The sequence below is a fragment of the Laedolimicola intestinihominis genome (genome assembly GCF_040096155.1).
GTDB lineage: Bacteria > Bacillota > Clostridia > Lachnospirales > Lachnospiraceae > Laedolimicola > Laedolimicola intestinihominis.
The window spans coordinates 408,117-429,531 of the sequence record NZ_JBBMFE010000001.1 but is presented as its reverse complement, the minus strand read 5'-3'; the positions used below and the strand labels follow the sequence as shown (position 1 = coordinate 429,531).

Annotated in this window: 14 protein-coding genes and 1 riboswitch; of the genes, 1 reads left to right on the top strand and 13 read right to left on the bottom strand. The window is 47.5% G+C overall.

Annotated elements, in window-relative coordinates; genetic code table 11:
- Positions 1 to 57: 57 nt before the first annotated feature.
- The 4 genes from WMO29_RS01835 to WMO29_RS01820 all read right to left on the bottom strand — a co-directional run bounded on the left by WMO29_RS01835 (position 58) and on the right by WMO29_RS01820 (position 11,728).
- Positions 58 to 897 carry a DUF4430 domain-containing protein gene (locus tag WMO29_RS01835; RefSeq protein ID WP_349163497.1) on the bottom strand — a complete coding sequence of 280 codons (840 nt, stop codon included), beginning with the start codon at positions 895 to 897 and terminating at the stop codon, positions 58 to 60.
- Positions 894 to 4,403 carry a prenyltransferase/squalene oxidase repeat-containing protein gene (locus WMO29_RS01830; RefSeq protein ID WP_349163496.1) on the bottom strand — a complete coding sequence of 1,170 codons (3,510 nt, stop codon included), beginning with the start codon at positions 4,401 to 4,403 and terminating at the stop codon, positions 894 to 896. Before WMO29_RS01830 ends, WMO29_RS01835 begins: the two co-directional genes overlap by 4 nt.
- Positions 4,404 to 7,670 (bottom strand): DUF4430 domain-containing protein, encoded by a 3,267-nt coding sequence (locus WMO29_RS01825; protein WP_349163495.1) that lies wholly within the window; start codon positions 7,668 to 7,670, stop codon positions 4,404 to 4,406.
- A gap of 3,131 nt (positions 7,671 to 10,801) precedes the next feature.
- A complete protein-coding gene (locus WMO29_RS01820) occupies positions 10,802 to 11,728 on the bottom strand; it encodes a hypothetical protein (protein WP_349163494.1) in 927 nt (308 codons plus the stop codon).
- A 282-nt stretch (positions 11,729 to 12,010) separates the two neighbouring features.
- Positions 12,011 to 12,200, bottom strand: a riboswitch (cobalamin riboswitch).
- 260 nt (positions 12,201 to 12,460) lie between these two features.
- Between WMO29_RS01820 and WMO29_RS01815 the strand changes: the two genes are divergently transcribed.
- Complete coding sequence (locus WMO29_RS01815) at positions 12,461 to 13,609, top strand: tyrosine-type recombinase/integrase (protein ID WP_349163493.1); 1,149 nt, start codon at positions 12,461 to 12,463, stop codon at positions 13,607 to 13,609.
- A gap of 173 nt (positions 13,610 to 13,782) precedes the next feature.
- On the opposite strand, the gene WMO29_RS01810 is transcribed toward WMO29_RS01815, so the two are convergent.
- The 9 genes from WMO29_RS01810 to mobV all read right to left on the bottom strand — a co-directional run bounded on the left by WMO29_RS01810 (position 13,783) and on the right by mobV (position 21,283).
- The gene (locus tag WMO29_RS01810) at positions 13,783 to 14,580 is read right to left on the bottom strand and encodes a PD-(D/E)XK nuclease family transposase (RefSeq protein WP_349163492.1); all 798 of its coding nucleotides are present in this window, start codon (positions 14,578 to 14,580) and stop codon (positions 13,783 to 13,785) included.
- An 85-nt stretch (positions 14,581 to 14,665) separates the two neighbouring features.
- Positions 14,666 to 15,739 carry a DNA cytosine methyltransferase gene (locus WMO29_RS01805; RefSeq protein ID WP_349163491.1) on the bottom strand — a complete coding sequence of 358 codons (1,074 nt, stop codon included), beginning with the start codon at positions 15,737 to 15,739 and terminating at the stop codon, positions 14,666 to 14,668.
- On the bottom strand, positions 15,730 to 16,098 hold the full coding sequence (locus WMO29_RS01800) for a SpoVG family protein (protein WP_349163490.1): 369 nt from the start codon (positions 16,096 to 16,098) through the stop codon (positions 15,730 to 15,732). The genes WMO29_RS01805 and WMO29_RS01800 overlap by 10 nt, the downstream gene beginning before the upstream one ends.
- The gene (locus WMO29_RS01795; RefSeq protein WP_349163489.1) at positions 16,095 to 16,934 is read right to left on the bottom strand and encodes a hypothetical protein; all 840 of its coding nucleotides are present in this window, start codon (positions 16,932 to 16,934) and stop codon (positions 16,095 to 16,097) included. Before WMO29_RS01795 ends, WMO29_RS01800 begins: the two co-directional genes overlap by 4 nt.
- A 14-nt stretch (positions 16,935 to 16,948) precedes the next feature.
- Positions 16,949 to 18,862, bottom strand: a complete 1,914-nt coding sequence (locus WMO29_RS01790) for a recombinase family protein (RefSeq protein WP_349163488.1) — start codon at positions 18,860 to 18,862, stop codon at positions 16,949 to 16,951.
- A 54-nt stretch (positions 18,863 to 18,916) separates the two neighbouring features.
- Complete coding sequence (locus WMO29_RS01785; RefSeq protein WP_002596259.1) at positions 18,917 to 19,108, bottom strand: hypothetical protein; 192 nt, start codon at positions 19,106 to 19,108, stop codon at positions 18,917 to 18,919.
- Between the two features lie 70 nt (positions 19,109 to 19,178).
- Complete coding sequence (locus WMO29_RS01780) at positions 19,179 to 19,409, bottom strand: YdbC family protein (protein ID WP_002596258.1); 231 nt, start codon at positions 19,407 to 19,409, stop codon at positions 19,179 to 19,181.
- 45 nt (positions 19,410 to 19,454) lie between these two features.
- Entirely contained in the window at positions 19,455 to 20,309 is an 855-nt protein-coding gene (locus tag WMO29_RS01775; RefSeq protein ID WP_002596257.1) for a ParB/RepB/Spo0J family partition protein, read from the bottom strand.
- Positions 20,310 to 20,317: 8 nt separating this feature from the next.
- On the bottom strand, positions 20,318 to 21,283 hold the full coding sequence (mobV, locus tag WMO29_RS01770) for a MobV family relaxase (protein WP_002596256.1): 966 nt from the start codon (positions 21,281 to 21,283) through the stop codon (positions 20,318 to 20,320).
- Positions 21,284 to 21,415 lie beyond the last annotated feature (132 nt).

Here is a 21,415-nt window from a genome sequence, read left to right as displayed (position 1 = left end):
TAGACAGCTTTAGGCGTCCCGGAAAATGGGACGCCTAAAAGCTTATTTCTGTACTTTTTAAGACATACCCGCGCCCAGATCATTTCCCAGATCGCAGGTGTAATGCCATTCAATCACATCGCCGGACTGTACCTGATAGCGGCTGCATCCGTAGTTCGGATACCAGCCATTCACGCAGTACATCCAGCCGGATAACTCGCCGCAGTCCTTCTCATACAGGTTGTTGATACCCTGCACATAGGCACTGTTATACATGGCGGTAAACTGAGATTCCATATGGATACGGTTGTTCCGCATCTCTCTCTGCAGAATGTCATAGACCGATTCCCCTGCCGAGAAGGTCACCGTCTTCGGGCCGTAAATCACGCCGTCGGAAGGAACCCAGTCTGCTTTGCCCTCTGTCAGGTCATCCATGTTATTCAGGATGGTGGAGCATTCCACGTACAGGGTACATGTGAGCTGCTTGCCGCTGTCTACTACCTGATCCTGGGGTTCTACCGGGACCGGCTTTCCTTCCGGAATCGGGTCTGTATAGTAGTTATCCGCGCTGGCTGCCTCACCGGACGAGCCTGTTCCTGTCGTGTTTCCATTACTTCCGGTAGTTCCGCTTGTACCCGTACTGCCTGTGGCTGTCTTTGTGGAAGAGCCGGTCTTATATTTGCTCAGATCCTCCTCTTCCTGATCCCCGTAATGCTCGTCCACATAGTCCCCGTCGATATACTCCGGCTCCTTCGTGTCCTCTCTTTCCGTGGTCTCCTGCTTCTGCTCCGCCGTATCAGCCGCAGCCGTCTCCGTCGAAGCCTGTTCCTGTTTCACTGCGCTGGTCTGACACCCGCCTAAAAGCAGGGTCAGAACCAGCAGGAGACAGAGTCCTAAGCGTTTCGTCTTCTGTCTCATTCCTCTCCATCCTTCCTGTCGTCCGTCTCGGAAGCATTATCCGCCGCCTCGTCTGCAGCTTCCCTCGCCTCCAAACGCTTATTGTGAAGAATCCATACCACCGTAGCGCCACACATCAGGGCAATCAGCCCGATCAGCACCCAACGGATAGTCTCAGTCTTTCTCTGGGCTTCCTGTCCATTGCCAAGCACGACTGCCTCCTGGGATTCATCCCAGGGCGTATCCCCGGCTGCGTCAGACTCATTTTTGATCACAGCCTGCTCTGCGTCGGTACTGTCATTTAAGGAACCTGCCAGAGCCCGCTTTGCAAGGAAATAGTGGCCGCTTTCCTGAAGCGTAAACTCCATTACCCCGTCTTCCACGCTAACCTTCTTGACATACTCCGCTTTGCGGTTAATCGGATCAAATTTAAATAACAGTAATTCATCATCCTCCAGCTCTGTATGCAGAGTCAGGAGCATCTTACCCGGGAATGTACCGGTTCCCTCCATGCAGAGGATGAGCGGCTTCACTGCCAGTTCCTTGATATCGTCCTCATACTTGCAGTCGGTCTGAATATTATACTTCCAGTCCTTGGTCACCTTCACGTCCTCACCGTTGATAGTAAAGGTATAGGAAACCGTATCGGAGATATCTCCATTGGCCTTCAGATTTACGTTCTTTCCCTGGATTCCTTTCAGCTCGGAAGAGGACACCATGCCATTCTCCAAAGCCTTCCGGGTTCCCAGTGTGGTACTGCCGCCCTTACTGCCTGTACTCTGAATGGAACTAATCGTGGTCTTTCCATTGTTAATCAGACTCTTTACACCCTGCGTTGAGAGAATGGAGCTGATTTCTGTCGTCCGTCCGCTGGCCGTCGTTCCCTCCAGCCGCAGATCCTTCGTAGACAGCCAGTACCGGCCTCCAATGGTTACCGTCATATTCAGCTTTCCGGATGAAACGGTCGCCATCTTAGCACTCTGAATCTTCAGTTTATCCGGGTTCATCCAGTAGGTCTTCCAGCTTCCGCTCTTAACACTGGTTTCAGCGCTCAGAGTCACCGAACCGTTCATGCTGCCACTCTGGTAAAACTCAATCTGCGCCGCCGTTCCGTTGGCTGTGCCGCTTCCGGTGATCATCTTCACACCTGCCTGCACATCCTTCGCGGAGGTCACGGTCTTACCGTCCCAGGTCAATGTATAAGCATCCCCGTCCGGCGTCAGGCCATAGTACACAAAGGTCTCCTTCGTGGACATCAGGTTCTCAAATACCTTCTTCGGTACGATACCATCCTCCAGGGAGTCGATGATGACTGCTGCGTCCTGCAGGCTCTGAACGTTCGCCAGAAGCTTCTGCTCATCCAGCCGGAGCGCCGCGTAGCGGCTCATCAGCTTCTTCACAGTGCCTGCCTTGGACTGGCTGACACGCAGGGGATCTACCTGATTCCAGATATCCTTGTCCAAATCATCCACCAGCTTCTGCCGGGCCGCGATATCTGTCAAATATCCGTTTAATTTCTTCTCCATCGCTGCCTTGCCATCCCAGTCTCCCAGTGCGTTCAGCTCCAGCAGGTACTGGTTCACCAGACTCTTGTCCCCGATCTTCACCGGAGTGGCAATGGCGTTCACATTCTTTTCCAGAGCCGCGCGCTTCGCAGTCAGCTCTTTTTCTGCCGCTGCTTCCAGCTTCGTCAACTGTGCTTCCAGTTCTGCCAGCTTATCCGCATTGGTAACCTGCGCTTTTTCCGCGTCTGTCAACTTATTATAGGCTTCCCTTACGGAAAGTACTGTTGCCTTGTCATCCAGGGTCAGCACGCCTACATCCGGCAGTGCGTCGATCCGGTCCATAACCGCTTTCGTCTCCGCATCCGCGCTGGTATGTACGGTCAGCGTCCAGTTCTCGGTGCTGCCATCCTGCTTTGTCACCGCAATACGGAGTACGGTTCCGTCTGCCACCGGGATCGCGCCGTTCACCGGCGTATAGCCATCCGCGCCCCGGATACCAGTCTTCCAGCTTTCTCCGTCTGCACCGTCTACGGTCACCACTGCCGCGTCATAGTTTCCTACAGGCAGGTTTGTGAAGCTAAACTTCGTTACCTCCGCTCCCACATACAGGTCTGCAGCTGAACCGGTCTCGGCGGTGAAGACACTGCCGTTGTCGGCCTGAGCCACGTACTGGGTGGTGTTGGCTTTAGCGCGGAAATCGAAAAGTGCAACGCCCTCTTTATAACAGAGGTAAGCCGCTATGGAATACATCGCCTGGTCTGTCGCCATACCGTTCGGACGATTCTGCTTCTCATCATCATAATATGCGTGCAGAAAACCGCCGGTGCCAGCACTGTAATATTTCATCAGGCCATCCATCAGGCTTTTCCCGCTGGCCGCATTCGTTACGGTAGTCGGGTCGATCCCCATGGCCGTAAATGCCACAATCGCCTGCGCTGCGGATTCACAGTTATAGGTGCCGCCGTAGCTGTAATCACCATCCTCGGAAAGCTTATTCCGCAGCACCTCCAGTCCCCGGTTCGCTGCTTCCCTTATCTTCGCATTTTCCGCACAGTGGGGAGCCAACGCGTAAATCACCATAGATGTAATATCCAAATCCAATGAAGGATTCTTGTCATCCAATGACCAGCCACCACCGGAAAGCTCCTTATTCAGAATATACTGAATCAGAGCTTCTCTTGTGTACTTCGCATTTTCCGGTACATCGTAGCCTCTGCTATCCAGTGCCAGAAGCGCCCATAACGCTCCATTCATGCCCTGCTCCCAGGGTGCGCCTGCCAGACAGTTATAGGTGCCATCCGCTATCAGATCATGTCCGCCCACGTTGGTGGGATCTCCGCCTGCCGCCAGCACGGCCATGGTCAGACGGTGCCACTCGGTGGGCGTATTGGTACTCAGCCCTGTAGACGGATTCTTATCATACATATCCTTTACATAGGTATTCGCCCGATTCAGGAATGCTGTATAATCTTCCTCTTTGACGCCCAGACGTCCCAGCCATACCGCTGTCCAGTCTGTGGCAGTACTGCTGACATTCTTTAAAAATTCCTCATTCAGAATCTTGTCACCGGTTCCACGTTTCCAGCCCACCGTCTGGGATAACACAGTGTCCAGATCATAGGTCCCTGCGGAATGCAACTTCCCATCTTCCTCCGTGTCCAGATCTGAAAGGCCGTACAGCATCAGCTCTTCGTCTTCATTCCAGAAATCCTCGGATTCCTGAGACTTCTCCTGCTTTATCTCCTCTTGTTTTGTCTCTTCCTGCTTTACATCTTCACTTGCCGCGCCCTGCTCTTCGCCGGTGCCGATAATCACAGGCGCCTCCGGTGGCTGTTCCCCTTCGGAACCGGTACCTGTAATCACAGGCTCCTCATCCACCGGGCTGCTCTGCTTCGACTCTGTCTCAGGTATCTCCTGTACCTGTACTGTATCAGCAGAGGCAGCCTCTGCCCGGATAGATACCGGGCAAAGACTGAGAACCATGGTTGCAGCCAGAAAAAGACTTACGATTCTATTTTTCATTTACTTCTCTTCCTCCGTCTGTACTCCTGTGTTCTTTCGCTTTTTCTTATAATAGAGAACCACGCCTGCAAGTACACCAGATGCTGCAATCAGTCCCGCTACCGGCAGAAGAATATCTGTATCATCTCCTGTCTGCGCACTGGTTACATTGCCTGTCACACCTTCTGCCGATGTATTATTCGTTGTTCCATTCAGATTACCGTTGGTTACCGTCGTAGTGGTGTTCGTAGTCGTAGAATTACTGTTCGTTACGCCGCTTCCAGTCACGGTAGATGCGGTAACAACTACACCGAAGGGGCTTAAGGAATCTGCAGTTACACTCAGGATTCCGTCACTTACGGTTCCTTTTAGCTTCTCGATGCTTCCATCCACATCATGGAGCACCGTCAGCTTCTTGCCGTTATACTTATCGCCCACCTGGAAGTTGACCGTGATCTGCTCATCCCAGTCTACCTCTTCACCATTCAGGTACAGTTTCACGTCATAAAGACGAATCAACGCTTCCTTGGTACTGATCTTGTTCTGCATCCGCTTCACGCTGTCATCCGCTGCCTTCAGGCCTACCAGCCGCAGCTCATAGCCGGACAACTTGCCTGTTACAGAAATCGGATAATTCTGATAGGTCAGCGTCATGGTCTTGTCGCTGGGTTCCGGATCGGGCGTCGGTGTAGGTGTAGGATTCGGATCCGGATCGGGGCTCGGTGTCGGCTTCATTGCCTCCAGTCTCGCAATCTCAGCCTCACAGTCTGTCAGAATCTTCAATGTCTCCGCAGATACATATTTTTTCTGTGCGTCGCTCAGTCCCTCATAAGCATTTATCGCTGCCTGTACCGCTGTCTTATCCGCCAGCTTCAGATCCTTCACTGCCGGAAGACTGTTGATCCGGTCTATTACCTTCTTCGCTGCCTCCACATCCTTCCGAAGCCAGCTCATCTGATTTTCTGCTACCAACAGCTTGCTCAGGACTCCATTCTCTGTCAGCAGACGCTTCTGGTCGTTGTTCAGTGCATTGTAAGCGTCTCTTGCCGCCTTGACCTGATCTGCGTGCGCAGGTGTCAGCTCATCCACAGCCGGAAGCGCGTCAATCAAATCTACGACCTGATTTACTTCTTCCTGTAATGCGTTCAGACGGTTCTCCGCTGTTGTCAGCTTCGCAAGCGCATCCGGCGATACCTGATCTTTCAGAGTATCCAATGCCTCATAAGCTGCGCGGGCTGCTTCGATATCTGTCTGATCTGCGAAAAGTACTTCATCTTCGCTCGGAAGGCTATTTAACAGTTCATTTACTTTATCTACAGCTTCTTTTTCTGCCGCTTCCTGCTTTAACAGATTCAACTGGTCAATCGCGTCACTCAGCTTCTTTACCAGAGCTTCGTCTACCATGTCCTGCTGTTCCTCTGTCAAAGTCATGTAGTGGTCATACGCCGCGGAAAGCGCTGCTTCATCCTCCAGCTTCACATCTGCTGCCTCCGGCAGTGCAGTCAGCTCTTCTACTACCAGCCGAACTGCTTCGTCGCCCAGAAGCTCCGCCATAACGCCTTCTGCCGCATACAGCTTCTCATAGGTAGCTCCATCTGCATCCGCGTCCACAAGGGCTTTCTGATCCGGCGTCAGTTCGCGGTATGCCTTTCCGGCATTTGCCACGGCTTCCTGATTCTCCAGTGTCAGATCTTTTGCATCCGGAAGCGCATTGATGATAGCAATCACCGCATCTGCTGCTTCCTTATCTGCCTGCGCTTTCTTCAATGCAGCCAGAGCTTCCTCTGCCTCCTGCAAAACTGTGTAATTCTCCACATAGCTCTTCTCTTCACGGGTCAGAGCATCGTAAGCCTCACGGGCTGCTGTAATCTTTTCTTCGCACTCATCGGTCAGTGTAATCTCTGTTCCAATGGCTGCAATCTTTTTACCGACTTCTGCCGCCTTCTCTCTTGCTCCCGGAGTTTCGTCCAGGGCCTCCAGCCACTTGTTCCAGGTGGAAGCATTGCCTGTAGTTCCATAGCTTCCGTCGTCATTCTTCATATCCGACTGTTCGATCTTATAGTCATCAATGTAATGCCATATAATCTCATCACCGGTGCTTACATACCAGTCATTCAGACCAATACTCGGATGAACGCCATTGACAGTATACATCCAGCCAGAGTTCTGACCGTTGTCTTTCTCTCTCAGTTCATATCCGCCACATACTTCAGGTGCTGCAATGCTACTAATATAATTCTTTTCCAAACCAACATAAGAAAGACCTGCTTTTTCAAGCGCTGCCTTAAATACGTCGCCGACCGTTACTTCATCTCCTTCAAAGATATAGGTATCTGTGGCCAGCCATGTGGTGTACTGATGCGCTGTTTCGCTGTTCTCGTTCTCACCATGCTTGGTATCTCCAATCAAGCGGAAGGTTACGGTTGTGGTATTCGGATCTGCGGAAGGATCTTCTACCTTATTGACGGTAATGGTACTCATAACTGCCGTCAGCAGGTTCTGTCCCTCGTCATTCTCCAGGGTGGCTGTCAGGTAATGGGTGCCCAGTGTCATACCGTTTGTATCGATTACAAACTGTCCACGCTCGTCGGTGGTTCCCAGAGACTTGTTGCCATCATAGATCTCTGCTCCAGCAACTGCACTGTACCCTGCATTCTCCGCAGACAGACTCTTGCCCAACAGCATCAGGGTAACCTCTGTACCCCGATCTACTTCCTTCTTCTCCGGTGTCAGCCAGGCATACGTCATACCCGTCAGATCCGAATTATAATAAAATTCGATCTTGTCACCGTCATTCACCAGTGTATTGGCCGGGTCTTTGCATACTGCTCCGTTGATTTCGCAGATCCAGCCAGCGTTTGCCCCGGTGGCTCCCACAGCCGAATCATCCAGCAATGTCAGCTTGCCCTTGGAACACTGGAAGGATATGCTTGTCTCCTCGCAGGCATCCAGTAATGCATGAAGAGCAGTATAACCGCCATAGTTGTACTTCACATACCGATATGCCTTTAAGTCCTTGATCTCTTTCGGGATCTCCACGTCTGCTGTCGGACGCAAAACGGTATTCTGTCCTGCAATCCTTACACTGACTGCTCCACTCTGCTCCGGTACCGCTTCCAATTCATCAACCTTAATATTTTGAATCGGATTTTCATCATTTACCTCAAACTTATCAATCTTTGTGATAAATCCAACTTTTGAGACATAATATGTATAGGTTCCGCTATTTAAAGTATAGGTACCATCTTCGTTTGCTTTTTGAAGTTTCTCTTTTTCGTCCAGTACCATTAAATTTGCATCCTCTGGAATTGAAAAACTTACCTTCTTGGCTGCTGATCTTCTTACTATATTGATTTTATAACAATAATTCAATGTTAGATTCGTCGCTTTTGATGTCTGTGTTACATAAAACACATTATCGCCAACTGATAAATCTAATTCTGTTCCATACGGATATTCTTTCTCTGTTCCATCTTCTGCTTTAGATTTAATCGTAATTTGTCTAGTCTTGATCTCATTATCTTTGAGCTCAGCGCCTTGCATCTTAAACAATGATAACTTTACTTTTTCTGTTTCAAATGGCACAGATGTTGAAAACTCATCTTCTCCTACTAAGAAACCATATCCCAAACTTTCAACTGGTATACTTTCACCAGAAAGCGTTTCTGCAAAATTCTCGCTATTATCGCACTGCAGAATTCCATCATATTTATCAAACGTTGTTCCGACCGTTGCATTGATTACTTTTATATCTCCGATAAGCGGCGAATTATTATATTTTGTCGCAAATTGGCCAGAGCCATAGGCATGCCAACTATACACTTGAGGGTATCCTTTTTCTGGAATGACCAAGACTTCCGTCATCACTGCTTCTTGCAACATTTCAGCCGTTCCCAAGCTGGTTGCACTATTGCTTTTTATTTCCCGAAATGCTGGTTTTTCCTCTCCCAATTTCCAAGTTCTTGCATAGAGTTTTGCATTTGAATCTTTAGGCACGGCTGTAACACTTATGGACAACTGCCTCGAATCTGTATTGCCATTTAAAAAGTTTCTGTATAAATTTCTATTATTTACGTTTCCAAATTTTAAACTTTTTAATTCTCCTGCTATTCGATTATTATCTTCTTCTAAATCTCCTGAATCCTCCACTTCAAATGAAAAATTCGGAAGCACACATCTATCCGCGCTTTTTATAACGCTGAGCTGACCATTATACGCAGCCTCAAGTTTGCCGCACCTTGTCATCTGTCGATATGCTTTTCCAAGCTCTTCTGGCTCTGCTGTATAAGCTGCTGCCTGAATCACACCATCTGTAAATGAGTATAAACCCGCTTCTCCCAAGTAAAGTGTTTGATCCGATGTTTTTGAAATCGCCCACTGCTTTGTATCCAAAAAGAACACTTCACTCTGATTCAATTTCCATGTCGGCTTATCATAAGTCGGATTATAGATTGCTCCTAATTTGTATACTACGGAACCTAATCCATCAAAATGTACTTTCGCCGTGTCACCAGACAATAATTTTTGTCCTGCGCGCGTTTCATTTGTAATTTTGACTTCTACCGGTTTTGCCGTAATAACCCGATATACTTTTCCATGCTCCGAACTTATCTCTACAATATTACGTCCTTGTTTTAGACGAATATTGAATTTTCCGTTCTCATCTGCCTGATAAGTTGTCCAGTACTGACTATCCTGCTGCCAATCTGTTTCATCCTGTATATTCAGTACTCCATTTTCTATCTGATAGGGATCATGTACTCTTACTGAAATATTGTCTCCTGCATATTCCGATGTAGGTGTAAAACTATATTCACCATAATCTTTCCCGGTAACTTTCGTACCGTCAGCATTTGTCTGCGTTTTCAGATAATAAATCGTATCTAAATCCTCTAATTCGATACCATCCTTGATTCCGCTTTCTTTTGCTCCAACTTCGACAATTTGAATTCCTGTATTTTCCGGCCACATTGCACTGTAACACATATATCCGTAGGCATCTGTATTTGTCCTTGTATTTGCGTCCCACTCCATTGCATCGTATGTATACAGCACTACGCTCACACCGTTTTTCAGCCCCTTGATCCGTCCATATTGCCAATTTAAATCATCTGCTGTCTGCTCTACTGTCACTGCGTCACCCAATACAGTATAGTGGTAATCCGGCTCAAAATGGCTGTTTGACCCCGCATTAGAAATGGCCTGCCAGCTTCTGAAGTTTGCTAAATCATAGTATTCTCCCTGTTCCAGCTTTATCTCTTGCGACATATCACTACTGCTTGTCACATTTGCGTCATAATACTCATTTCCAGTTCTTGTTATTTGTTTTGAATTATCAGTCAGTTCTCGAAAAATAAACTCCGTCTTGTCTGCATTCCATTCTCCAAAATCTGTTAAACCCTGTCGATACTTCTGTGGAAAATCACAATATCTTGTCACTTTTCCTTCTTTGCGCAGCATAAACTGACCTTCGTAATTTGTTTCATAATAGTCATAATCTGCATCTGCTTTGGAGCGCTCCTCCAACTTTTTTAATGGTTCATAATCTCTGGCCATATAAAACTTCGACTGATCAATATGATATATCTCCGTCCCTTTTGGTACTTTCGCCACAAACTCATGTTTTTCCATCAAACTATACAGATGGCCATCCGAAAGGTTCATTCTTTTAAATACATTGTCTTTAACAGCATAAACATAAACATGTCCTTTTTGTGACACATAATTTTCAGTATCATTGGGTGTCAATGTATATTCATAATAGCTATCCCCATTATACGCTGGAACATAAAAATAGAATCCATATTTTCCTGCTGTTCCCGGTTGATATGTTTTTCCATTTTGATGTTTCAAACTGACCTTCATCTTATCTACATCCGGTCCATAAATGACTGTGGAAAAATTTATTGAATGTAAATATATTTTTGTTGTATCAGCCTGAACCGTAAGTATGCCACTTCCATATGTGGTATTTTCATCCTTATAGACTTTATAAGTATAATCTCCCGATTCCAGTTCGCATTCATATCGGATTTCTTGATTTTTTTCCCCTTTTCTTGAAATCTCTACCTGATTTTCATTAGCATCCCGCATTACTAAAGATAAAGTTTCATCTCCACTTAATTCAGTTCCGGATATCCTGTCTAAAGTAATCTCTACTGGATGTGTATTTCCTGCCGCCTGTGTATCTAAGCGTCCACATAACAGGAATATCATTCCTATTATAGCAAACACAATACTTCCGCCGCGCATTTTCCTTCTTTCCATTTTTCTATGCACCTTGCTTTCCTAAAAATAGGGCGGGCGTTATCCGCCTGCCCTATTTTTTCTGCTATATCAATTTTAATTATATCGAAACACTATGCTTTTTCTTTTCATAGATGTTTCTACTTCAATAGTCTATTCCTATATACTATCGCTTACTTAAATTCCGCAAAATATGCATCTGCATCTGCTTCATATCCGTAAATCCACACAACTGTGTCGCCATCATGTAAATCATACGCGGATGCAGAAATTGCCTTGCAATTTGCGTCATACACACCATTACTGCTAATTACGCCGTACTGCCATCCATAATATTCATTGGTAGCTGTGTTAATTCCACCTTCCTTAACCGAACCTCCCGGTAAAGTAACAGAATTCACATAACCATATCCAACGCTTACCGCTTCAACAGTTGAATCTGCGAGCAGATTATCCATTACATTCGCAGGTGTTGCATAGGTCTGTGCCGCATTTACATCATTATAAAACAGATTATTCGCATCTGCCTGCGCTGCAGTAACTGTATATCCCGATTTTGCATCCGCGATTTCATAATCCATAAAATCATAAATTTCTACAGTAATATTGCTTGCACTTCTGTTTGTATCTCCTTCTACAACTACTACAAAGTCACAGCCGTTTTCTTTTGTCGTTGTTCCAATTCTCTGTGCATGGACACGAATCGGTCCTGCTGTTGCATTCTCCGCAACATTTACTGTATAGGTGCTTGCGTAGTTGCCCTCCGCAATTTTAGCATTTCCTGCTGTAGTGCTGCTGATTTTAGAGGTATTATATTCCTTCGTCCAGGTTACTTCTGCAGCAGCATCCGTGTCCTTATCAAATCCTGTGTAATCATAATATCCATACGCACTTAATTTTGCTGGACCAACATAAAAGGTAGCAGTTCCACCCGGTGCGACTGTCTTAGTCCAGGCGCTATCTGTATTGGTAGCCTTTGTCATATACATGTTGTCGGATGTGGATGCCTTTGCAGGAATTCCTGTGGACAGCACCAATGCTCCGGCCAGAGTCACAGATGCAACTCTCTTTAATAAGTTCTTGATGTTCTTACTCTTCATAATATATCCTCCATATTATTTTTCTTCTCCCCATTAGTTATGACACCACAATGCCGGGGAGAGGTAGCATTATGATGCCTATTCAATTGGATCATTGTGGCTATCCGCTCCTTCTTTCACCACAACAATAAAAAAGCCCGTACAACGGAAGTCGTCATACGAACTAATGCTTTTTGTCGAGCCCTGGATTTATATACCCCAAATACAGCCAGATGATATATATATATCCTCTGTGCCTCTGCTAAGCCCGACTCGTTCCTGACCTCCGAATCCTCTCTGATGTCGGGTTCCATAGCACTCCGTCTTCTGACTCGGGACCTCTTAACCTACTCGATGCGCCTTACCGGGATATCGCTATCTCAGTGGCATCCTGCATCTTTCGTTGTCCTTACAGCAGGGAAGGATCTGTTCCGGATTCTAACCGGATTCCGTTCTGGGTACTTTCGTACCCATAAGTGCGGGCCTGTTCACCAACATCCTGTATTGAATTATAAAAATCCTGTCATAATAACTATGAAATTATTTGTACGGGTGTCTTAGATTATCTTCATCCAAGACGCTTTTCTGAAACCTATATTACCCGTAGTTCACACTTTTGTCAATCTTTTTCGGCAATTTTTTCAAAAAAGATGTGGAGTGATGTGAAATCCTGTAAGTTTTTCATGGAATTGTCACATTTTCTATTCCTTTAGCCGTCAAAAAGATCGTCAGGGAAATCGTCAGGAGGTGCTTATGAGAACAGGTCAAAATATCTATAAACGAAAGGATGGCCGCTGGGAAGCCCGGGTTCCGTTGGGCATTCGGGCCAATGGCCGCCGCTATTTCAAATCACTGTATGCCGGAACATACCGGGAAGCTCTCGGCCGCAAAAATGCCTATGAAAAAAATATCCCGTCAGTAAAAGAAACTCTTCCCGTCCCGCCGAACACCTTTTCCGTCGCTGCCTACGGCTGGCTGGCTGCTTCGGAGCAGGAATGGAAACCGGCCACCTACGTCCGATACAGGAATTATCTGGAGAAGTATATTTTACCCCAATGGAAGCTGCTTCATTTGCGTGAGATTGACCAGAAGGTCTATGACGCTCTGATTGCTCTGCTTGAGAAAAGCCTTTCTGCCAGCTCCATGCAGACCATCAACACGGTAATTTCCGGAAGCCTGAAGCATACACTGAAACAGCTGCCTGTCACCTGTAAAAAATTTGTATCTGAGCGAAGGATGACCCCGAGGGATATTCTTTCCAAATCGGAGATTTTCAGGCTACGTTCCCATCTGGAAGCCGAAGAGGATTTAACTGCTGTCGGTATCCTTCTGGCTTTATATAGTGGGATCCGTCTTGGTGAATTATGTGCCCTGACCTGGGCAGATATTGATTTAGAAACAAGGACGCTCTATGTGCGTCATACACTGCAGCGGATTCAGAATCGAAATCGGCTGGATGGGGAGCCAAAGACTATGTTACAGATAGGCTTGCCAAAGAATAAGAAAGAGCGGGCGATTCCTCTGCATGAGCAGATCCTGTCTGTTCTCGAACAGACACGGAGACTATATTTACCGTCAGATTATCTCTTGTCCGGGACGTCCACTCCCGTGGAGCCGCGAAGAATGAGCAGCCGCTTCAAGCGGATTTTAAAAGAATGTGGCCTCCGGGATATCCGTTTTCACGTCCTGCGTCACACCTTCGCCACGTACTCACTGGAATCCGGTATGCGCACTAAGGTCTTAAGCGAACTGATGGGACATTCGTCTGTCAAGATTACGATGGACCGCTATGTCCATCTTTCCAACGAGTTTAAAGAGGCCCAGATGAACAACCTGCAGTATACGGATTCCACAAGCATTAGCCGTCAAAAAAATGGTCAAAATGACGCGGAAGCCTGTTAAAATGCGGCTGAAATGGGTGCGCGTCTTGGATGAAGATAATCTAAGACGTTTTTTCCTATTAAGTAATACGAATCAGGACGCTGATTTCGTATAAAAAATGTCAAAAAAAGAGTGTATGGGAAGAAATTTTTCTTTTCCATGCACTCTTTACTGGTTTTTATGCCTTTTCTGTTTTAGTGAACTGTCTGTAATTCTGAAGCTATCGCTTCTACATCTGCCAGCGGCAGTTCAATCGTGTCAGCAACTTCCTGGACGGTCATGCCACCTCTGGTTAAAAGCCTTTCTATAATTCGCTTTTTCGTTGCATACTCTGTCTCGTTTCTCATTTCTTCCAATGCTCTGCACATACTGCCCACTCCTTTCATATCTTCTTTAAAATACCTTGTTCGCTTTGCAAGCGGTTCATATACCATCTGTTCCGGATCGGTACAGGAGAAATCGTGCATCAGTTTACCTACCGGGCTATCATCACGATACGCTCCATTGACATATATAATATGTGCATCATCGCCAAAATACTCTCCTGTTTCCGAGATTACCCTATCAATATGATAAAGCGGTAATTCTTTACCCAGCACGTCATTTTCCGTGATGAAAATGACATATGTTTCTTCCAGATTTTCCAGCTTTTCTCCTGGCTCTGTGATATCCGCATCCATCAGACTGCTATGATATCTTGCCCTCCGCGCTCCTGCGCCATGATCTGCACGCTGAATTTCGATATTATATTTCTTACCTGAACTGTCCGTCGCATAAATATCCAGAATAATCGAACGTCCCTGCAGGTTTTTCACTTTATATTGTGTCTGGACTTTCTCTACCTTTATATCATCTTTGCCAAGAATAATCCGAAGCACTAATTCCACACACTCATAATCTTCAAAACACTTCGACATAAAGTCGTCATCCAACAGACGAAAGCCCCGAATCCGCTGCAAATCCTCCTGCAGATATTTTTCTTTGCTATCCATATATGCTCCTTTTCACCTGTTGTAATTGCTATAATGTTCATTAGTATTATACCATAATTCCTCTTGCAACTGCAATATCCGTTTTTCAGTCACTTTTGCAGACCTCACAAATCCCCGCCATCACATACTCTGCACAGGGCAAGGCAATGGAATTACCCAGTGCCCGGTACCGGGCGCTGTCGCTGATCGTCTCTCCTTCGTACCCGTAGGCCGTCCAGTGATCCGGCAGGCCCTGCAGGCGCTCACATTCCAGTGGCGTCAGGTATCGGATACCTCCCTCTTTTCTCCAGTCTTCTCCTTCATACCAGAAGCTGAAGCTGTTTGCGCTGCTGGCAAGAAGTGTGGGAAAAGGCTCATCTGGCCGTCCAAAACTGACGAGAAACTTGGTTTCGTCTTTTTCTTTGACTGCTCCACGCATTTGCCGCTCCTGTATCGGAAGGATGACGGGTATGTGCCGCCCTGTTTCTTCAGAAAATATTCCACTCTCTCCGGTGGACGGCGGCCCAGACTGGCCGCATACCTTAGAATCCGGGAGCACTGGGCGGCACTTAAATAATACCTGGGCGCTACGCTTTCCTCTAAAATCCGCCACAAGGAATATCCGTTTTCTTCGCTGTTGGAGCCTGGGGTTTCCCCAATACTGGGCATCCAGGAGCCGCCAACTGATATCACTTTCGCCCCCTCGCACCATACCGGCGCTGGCCCAGTGTTTAGAAGGAGGCATTGGAATCGGGCTGTCTGCGAACGCTTCCAGCACGGCTCTAAAATCCATCCGGTCTCCCGATGAAAAAGCTCCCATGACGTTCTCCCAAACAGCGAAAGCTGGATATATGCCATTGGTTGCATCCCTCATTTCTCTGATAATACGTATGGCCTCGTAAAACAGGCCTGACTTTTTCCCGGCCAGTCCCTCCCTGTCCCCTGCCGTAGACAGGTTCTGACAGGGAGAACCGAAGGTGAGGATATCCACCGGCTCCAATTCCGCACCGTTTAGTTTCATGATATCCCCCAGATGCTCCATCTCCGGAAAATGTCGTCTGGTGATGGACACCGGGGCTTTCTCAATCTCACTGGCCCACGCCGGTGTAATACCACAGTTCACCGCCGCCAGCGGAAAGACCCCGATCCCATCAAACAGGCTGCCGAGCTTTAACGGCATCCACGGCCTCCGGAGGTATTCGCTCTGTTGTAGTTATTCTTCCGTTCCTGCTCCCTTCCCTGTCCCGGCTTCGTCTTTGTCTGGTTTCGGTACTCCGCCAGGATATCACCGTAGAGCTGCTCCCGGAACTCCTTGGTCACCGGATAGCAGATATCCTGATACTGGGGCTGATTCTTTTCATCAACCCGGCGGGTCTTGTAATTTGGCATACTGATAAAAGGTTCCCCGGTCGCGCGATTTTCCAGAATTGCGATATTACATACCTTAAAAGCTCCTTCAAAGGTCACGCTTGCGTAAGCCCTGACTGCACTCTCCGGATTCGTTGTTCTTACCTCATTTACCTGTACTATATAATTCATATGGTCCTCTCTTTCTGTACGTTCTCGTACTCCTTGTCTTCTGTTATGACTTCTGTTTCTTCTTTTCTGTTTTCCAGATCCAGCAGGCTATTCAGTTCTTCCTGCCGCTTTACTGCCGCCCGATATGCATCTTCCTGCGGAAAAGGCTTCCCATAAAGCTCCCGGCTTTTCTCCATCTCCCTTTCGCACTCTGTCTTCTCTTCCAGATATCGGGTCTTAATGAGACTCATTTCCTTTATTCGATTGTCCAGCCTGCTGATATTTCCAACGGCGCTTTTGGATAACTCTATTCGATAGATACCTGCGCCTTTCAGTATCACCTCTTTTTCATCTCCGGCTCCTTTTTCCAAAAGCAGTGCAAATCCACGATACTCGCCTATTTTTTCCCCATCATCACTAAGGGCTGCCGCGTCAAGCAGCGCCTTTCCTGCCTCTTCCCTTTCCTTGTAGCATTCGCCCCGGATAAGGAGCTGAAAGTCTGTCCCTTCTGTCCGCAGAACTGTGGCTTCATCTACTGTGACTGCCTTTATCTTCTCCTCCAGCCGTTTCAGTTCCTTCGGTCCCCGCACCAGAAGCTGGTCCTGCATGGTATACTGCTGGTTTTGATATGCCGCCTTCAGTACACGGAGCTTCTGTACCTCGTTGTCCACTTCCATTTTTTCGCGAATCAGGGGATTGCCGGTGGCGATGGCCTTGATCTCTGCGTAGGACAGAACTTTTTCGTCAATATCCTCACAGGTTCTGCCCACTGCCTGGTTCGTCATGACCTGGCTGATAAAGCGCTGCTTATTCTCGATCAGGGACCAGTTATATGCGTCAAAGGTCTCCTTCGTCACATACCGATAGACCGCTACTTCTTTATTCTCGTTGCCCTGGCGCAGCCCCCTGCCGTCCCGCTGTTCGATCTCAGTCGGTCATTTTTTGCGGACAGTTCAATACATGCCTGTCTGTTTCGCTCCCTGCTCCTGCGTTTGCTCTCGTTTGATTTCTCCCTCTGTATCTTCTTGGCACAAGCAGGACAATACTTCGATATGCCAGAGCGGGGAACATATTCAACACCGCACACCGTACAATTCTTAGGCTTTAACGCAGTCCACCGCTTTGTCGGTGTGATATGTAATTCACCGACAAAGCCGATGAATTTATAATAAATCTTGATTTCCTGCCGCACCATTCCGTCTGTAAGTTTCTCACGTTCCGAAACAAGTATCTTGTCTATAAGTGCGTTTATGATGGTTGCGTCCAGTTCCTTAATGCCTTGATAGTTGCGGATTAGGGAGAGGAAATCACGGACACCCTGCGTCTTCTCATAGCTGTCGCTGAGCGTTTCCGTTACCTCTTTCAGCCTTGCTTCAATTTCAAGCTGTTCTTTCTGGTATTTTCCCGACATCATCTCAAAATTCCGCTCGGTAATACGCTCCATCACCTTATCTTCATAGAGTGAGGAAAACAGCCTGTCCAGTTCTGCAAGGCGTTTGTTCAGTTTTCTTTGCTCCTTTTCCAGTGCCTTTGCCTTGCTCTGGTCTGTTTCCGTGAGCCGCTTTTCAATCGCCCTCACTGCCTTTTCATCATTGACTGCCATATCCGCAAATCGGTTGATGTCGGTGAGGACAGCGTTGAACAAGTCCCTCGCTTCAATGCTGTGTGCGGTACACATGATATTACCGTATCTGCCATAATTATTGCAGGAATATTGTACGCAGTCGATGATGTCGGGGCGTTTCCTCCTGTTGGCACTCATAGCCCGCATCGCATAGCCGCAGTCCGCACACTTAATAACGCCTGCAAAGATGTTCTCAAAGCCGCCCTTGTTTTCTGGTAATCTGCGGCTTGTAATAAGCTGCTGTACGGTATCAAATTCCTCCTGCGTGACTATCCCCTCATGGGTGTCTGGTATCACTTCCCATTCTTCGGGCAGCTTAGAGGGGCGTTTCTTGCTTTTCATGTTGGCGGCAATCCGCTTGTAGCCTGCAAGGTTTCCCGCATATATCGGGCTTCTTAAAATGCCCCTTACGCTGTTCTCGCTCCAAATATAACGGTTCTCCTCATTCTCCTCAAAATACCTCTCATAGCCTGTTGCCCCCTGCTCCGCCGCATAAGCGGCGGGGCGTAAGATATGCTGTTTGTTGATGTGCTTGCGGATTTTGGCGATTCCGTTGCCCGCTAACGCAAGGTCAAATATTTCCCTTACCACATGGGCAACTTTGTCATCTATCAGCAGATGGTTGTGGTCGGCGGGGTCTTTGACGTAACCGTATGGTGCTGTCGTCCCCATGAATTTCCCCTGCTGAAACCTCGCTCGGTACGCCGATTTTATCTTGACCGACACATCGGCGGAATACATTTCGTTTAGGATGTTGCGGAAAGGCGTGATGTCCATAGCGGATTTATTGAGCGTGTCCACGCCGTCATTGACCGCTATATACCTCACATTATGCTCTGGGAAAAACACTTCCAGATACAGTCCGCAATCAAGATAGTTCCTCCCCAGACGAGATAAATCTTTCGTGATAACGCAGTTTATCAGACCGCTTTCAATGTCCTTAATCATGTTCTGGAAACTTGGTCTTTGGAAATTTGTACCAGAGTAACCGTCGTCCACATACGTTTTTGCTAAGTGCCATCCCTGCTTTTTCACATAATCCGTGAGGATGGATTTCTGTGTCGCAATGCTCGCACTCTCGTTATCCGTGCCATCGTCTTTTGACAAGCGGCAGTACATGCCGACTTCATAAATCTTGTTCTCCATTCTTATTCCTGCCATACTGTAAAACCTCCATATCTGTCCTATCTGTTTTCATGTTCCATTGCGTACATTCTAAGCGGACAGCCCCTCATTGTCGAAGGTGTCGCCCTCGGCAATCTTCTTCCGAATATCCTCGGAAATAATCGGGATAAACGCTTCTGTGACTGTCTGCGTGCCGACATATTCACGGCTGATTATCATCTGAACTGGTGCTTTCGGCACGATACGCTTTCTCTTTTTATCTGCTTTCTTATCCTCGCCCATACTTAAATCTTCCTTTCCAGACAGGGCAGGAGAACGTCTGGAAACGCCCCGCCCTGTCAATCAGATACCATCAATCCCCGCTGTTTACTTCTTTCTGTAATGCTTCAAGGAGTGCTGCTGCTTCATCAGCGTTCAACGTGATACCCTTTCCGCACTTCTCACGGTTCGGGGAAAAGCTGCGGATGTCATATTTCGGCTCTCTTCCGTTCCATGAGATAAGATTGATTTCTTTTGTGTAGCCGCTGTCGCCCTTAGACAATACGGCGATTTCCTTTACAATCTCATACTGGATTTCTTTCATTCTTCATACCTCAATTTTCTGCATTTACCTCCCGAAAAGAGAAGATTAGCGGCTGTCCCTGCCCCGTTTCCTCTGCAATTCACGCTCCAAAAGTTTAATGATGGTTTCCTCCATCTGCTTCGGCGTTGTGTTCTTCGGAAAATACTTTTTCAGCTTGCTTGTGTTGATTTTCAAGGTTTCTTTCTGGTTTCCCTTTTCCTCCGTCATAATTGCAAATATCGTATCCATGTCAAGCCGCCCGCTCTGGCTTAGGCTTTTCATCCGCTGTGCCTGTGAGAGTGAGGGCGTTGCTTCTTCGCTCTCCATCGTGGCAAAGAGGTTTTCCTGCTCGTCTTTCTTCAAAAAGGACAGTTCCACCGCAGGCGTGAGGGCGATTTTCCCCTCGTCCACCATCCGCAAAATCGGCGGTATCAGTTCCGTCAAACGGATAAATCTTTGTACGGTCATCCTGCCTACGCCGAAGCCCTGTGCCACCTTGTCGTCCGTCCGCAACTTCGTCACAACTTGTGACGAGGTTAAGTCTGTGCGGAAACCCTGCCGCTTCATGGCTTCGGATTTCATCTTGTAGGCAAACGCCCGCTCTGATGGCAGGATATTCTCACGCTGTAAATTACTGTCTACAAGGGTGATGATGGCTCGGTCACGGTCTAAGGGCAGGACAAACGCAGGCACGGTATTTATCCCTGCAAGTTCAGACGCACGGACACGCCGCTGCCCTGCAATCACTTCATAGCCGTTCCCGTCCTCTTTCGGGCGTGTGATTATCGGCGTGACAATGCCAAATTCCTTGATGCTTTCCGCTAATTCTGACAGCGTTTCATCCTCTGCCACATGAAACGGATTGTCGGGAAACGGGTACAAGTCTTTGGTCTTTAACACCTTAAAATCCTGTTTCTTCATTCACATATCTACCTTTCTTTCGCTCTGCTTTTATGGTTTTTCTGCAATTCTTCCAACACTTCGGGCGGTATCTTTGAGAGCAGCCGCCCCATCTGCTCGTTGGTTCTCTGCAACTCAAATATCTTCTGGTTCGCTTTCTGCACCTTTAGTTCCTGCTCATACTTTTCATCACGCATACGCCCCGCATAGTCTGATTCCTGCCCGATTTGCTCCTTTAGGCTATTGATATAGGCACTCTGCTTACTGATTTCCTTTGAGAATTTCTCCACGTCTGGGAGCCATGCCGCAATCAGTTCCAGAGCCTTGTCACGCTTCTTCCCTGCATTAAAGGCGTTGATGTCGGACAGTGCAGACACAATTTCCTCATACTGTTTATCAAGCCTGCCGCCCAACTTATAGAGCCATGTGGGGACATGTTTCCGCTTCGTTTCCATTGAGGACTGACCTCTTTCAAGCTGATTCCACCGTGAGGACATCCGCTCATGGTAGGCGGTCTGCCATTCGGACAGGCTCTTTTGATTGCCTAAAATTGTTTTGGCAGACAGCTTATTGTCTGGTGTAATCGGCACAAAACAGAGGTGCATATGCGGCGTTCTCTCGTCCATGTGGACGACTGCGGAGAGGATATTTTTCTCCCCGACACGCTCTGAAATGAAATCCAGAGCCATCGTAAAATACGCTTTCTGTTCTTTGGGCGGCAGGCTGTTCATAAATTCTGGCGAAGCCGTGATAAGCGTTTCCACCATCATCACGCTATCTTTCCTCGTCCTGCACCCTGCTTCGGCTACCATGCGGTTAATCTCTTTCTTGTAGGTGTACCTCGGCGGATTCACAAGATGGTAGTTATCTTTCGAGCGTTCCATATCTATATCTGGATTGCTTTTATAGGCTTCTTTTTTACGCTCGTTGTGGCGTTCGCAAGCCGCAACGCCGCCCGCTTTGCGTTTCTGGAAACGCAGGATTGCATAGGGCATAATTCATCATCTTCCTTTCTTCGGCGGGTAAACTGCCCTTTGGGTGACAGCGGTGACGGCGGTGACAGCAGTTTTGGGATACCCCCTACCGACTGCCTCAACTGTCACCCTTATTCCCTGCATGACGGTCAT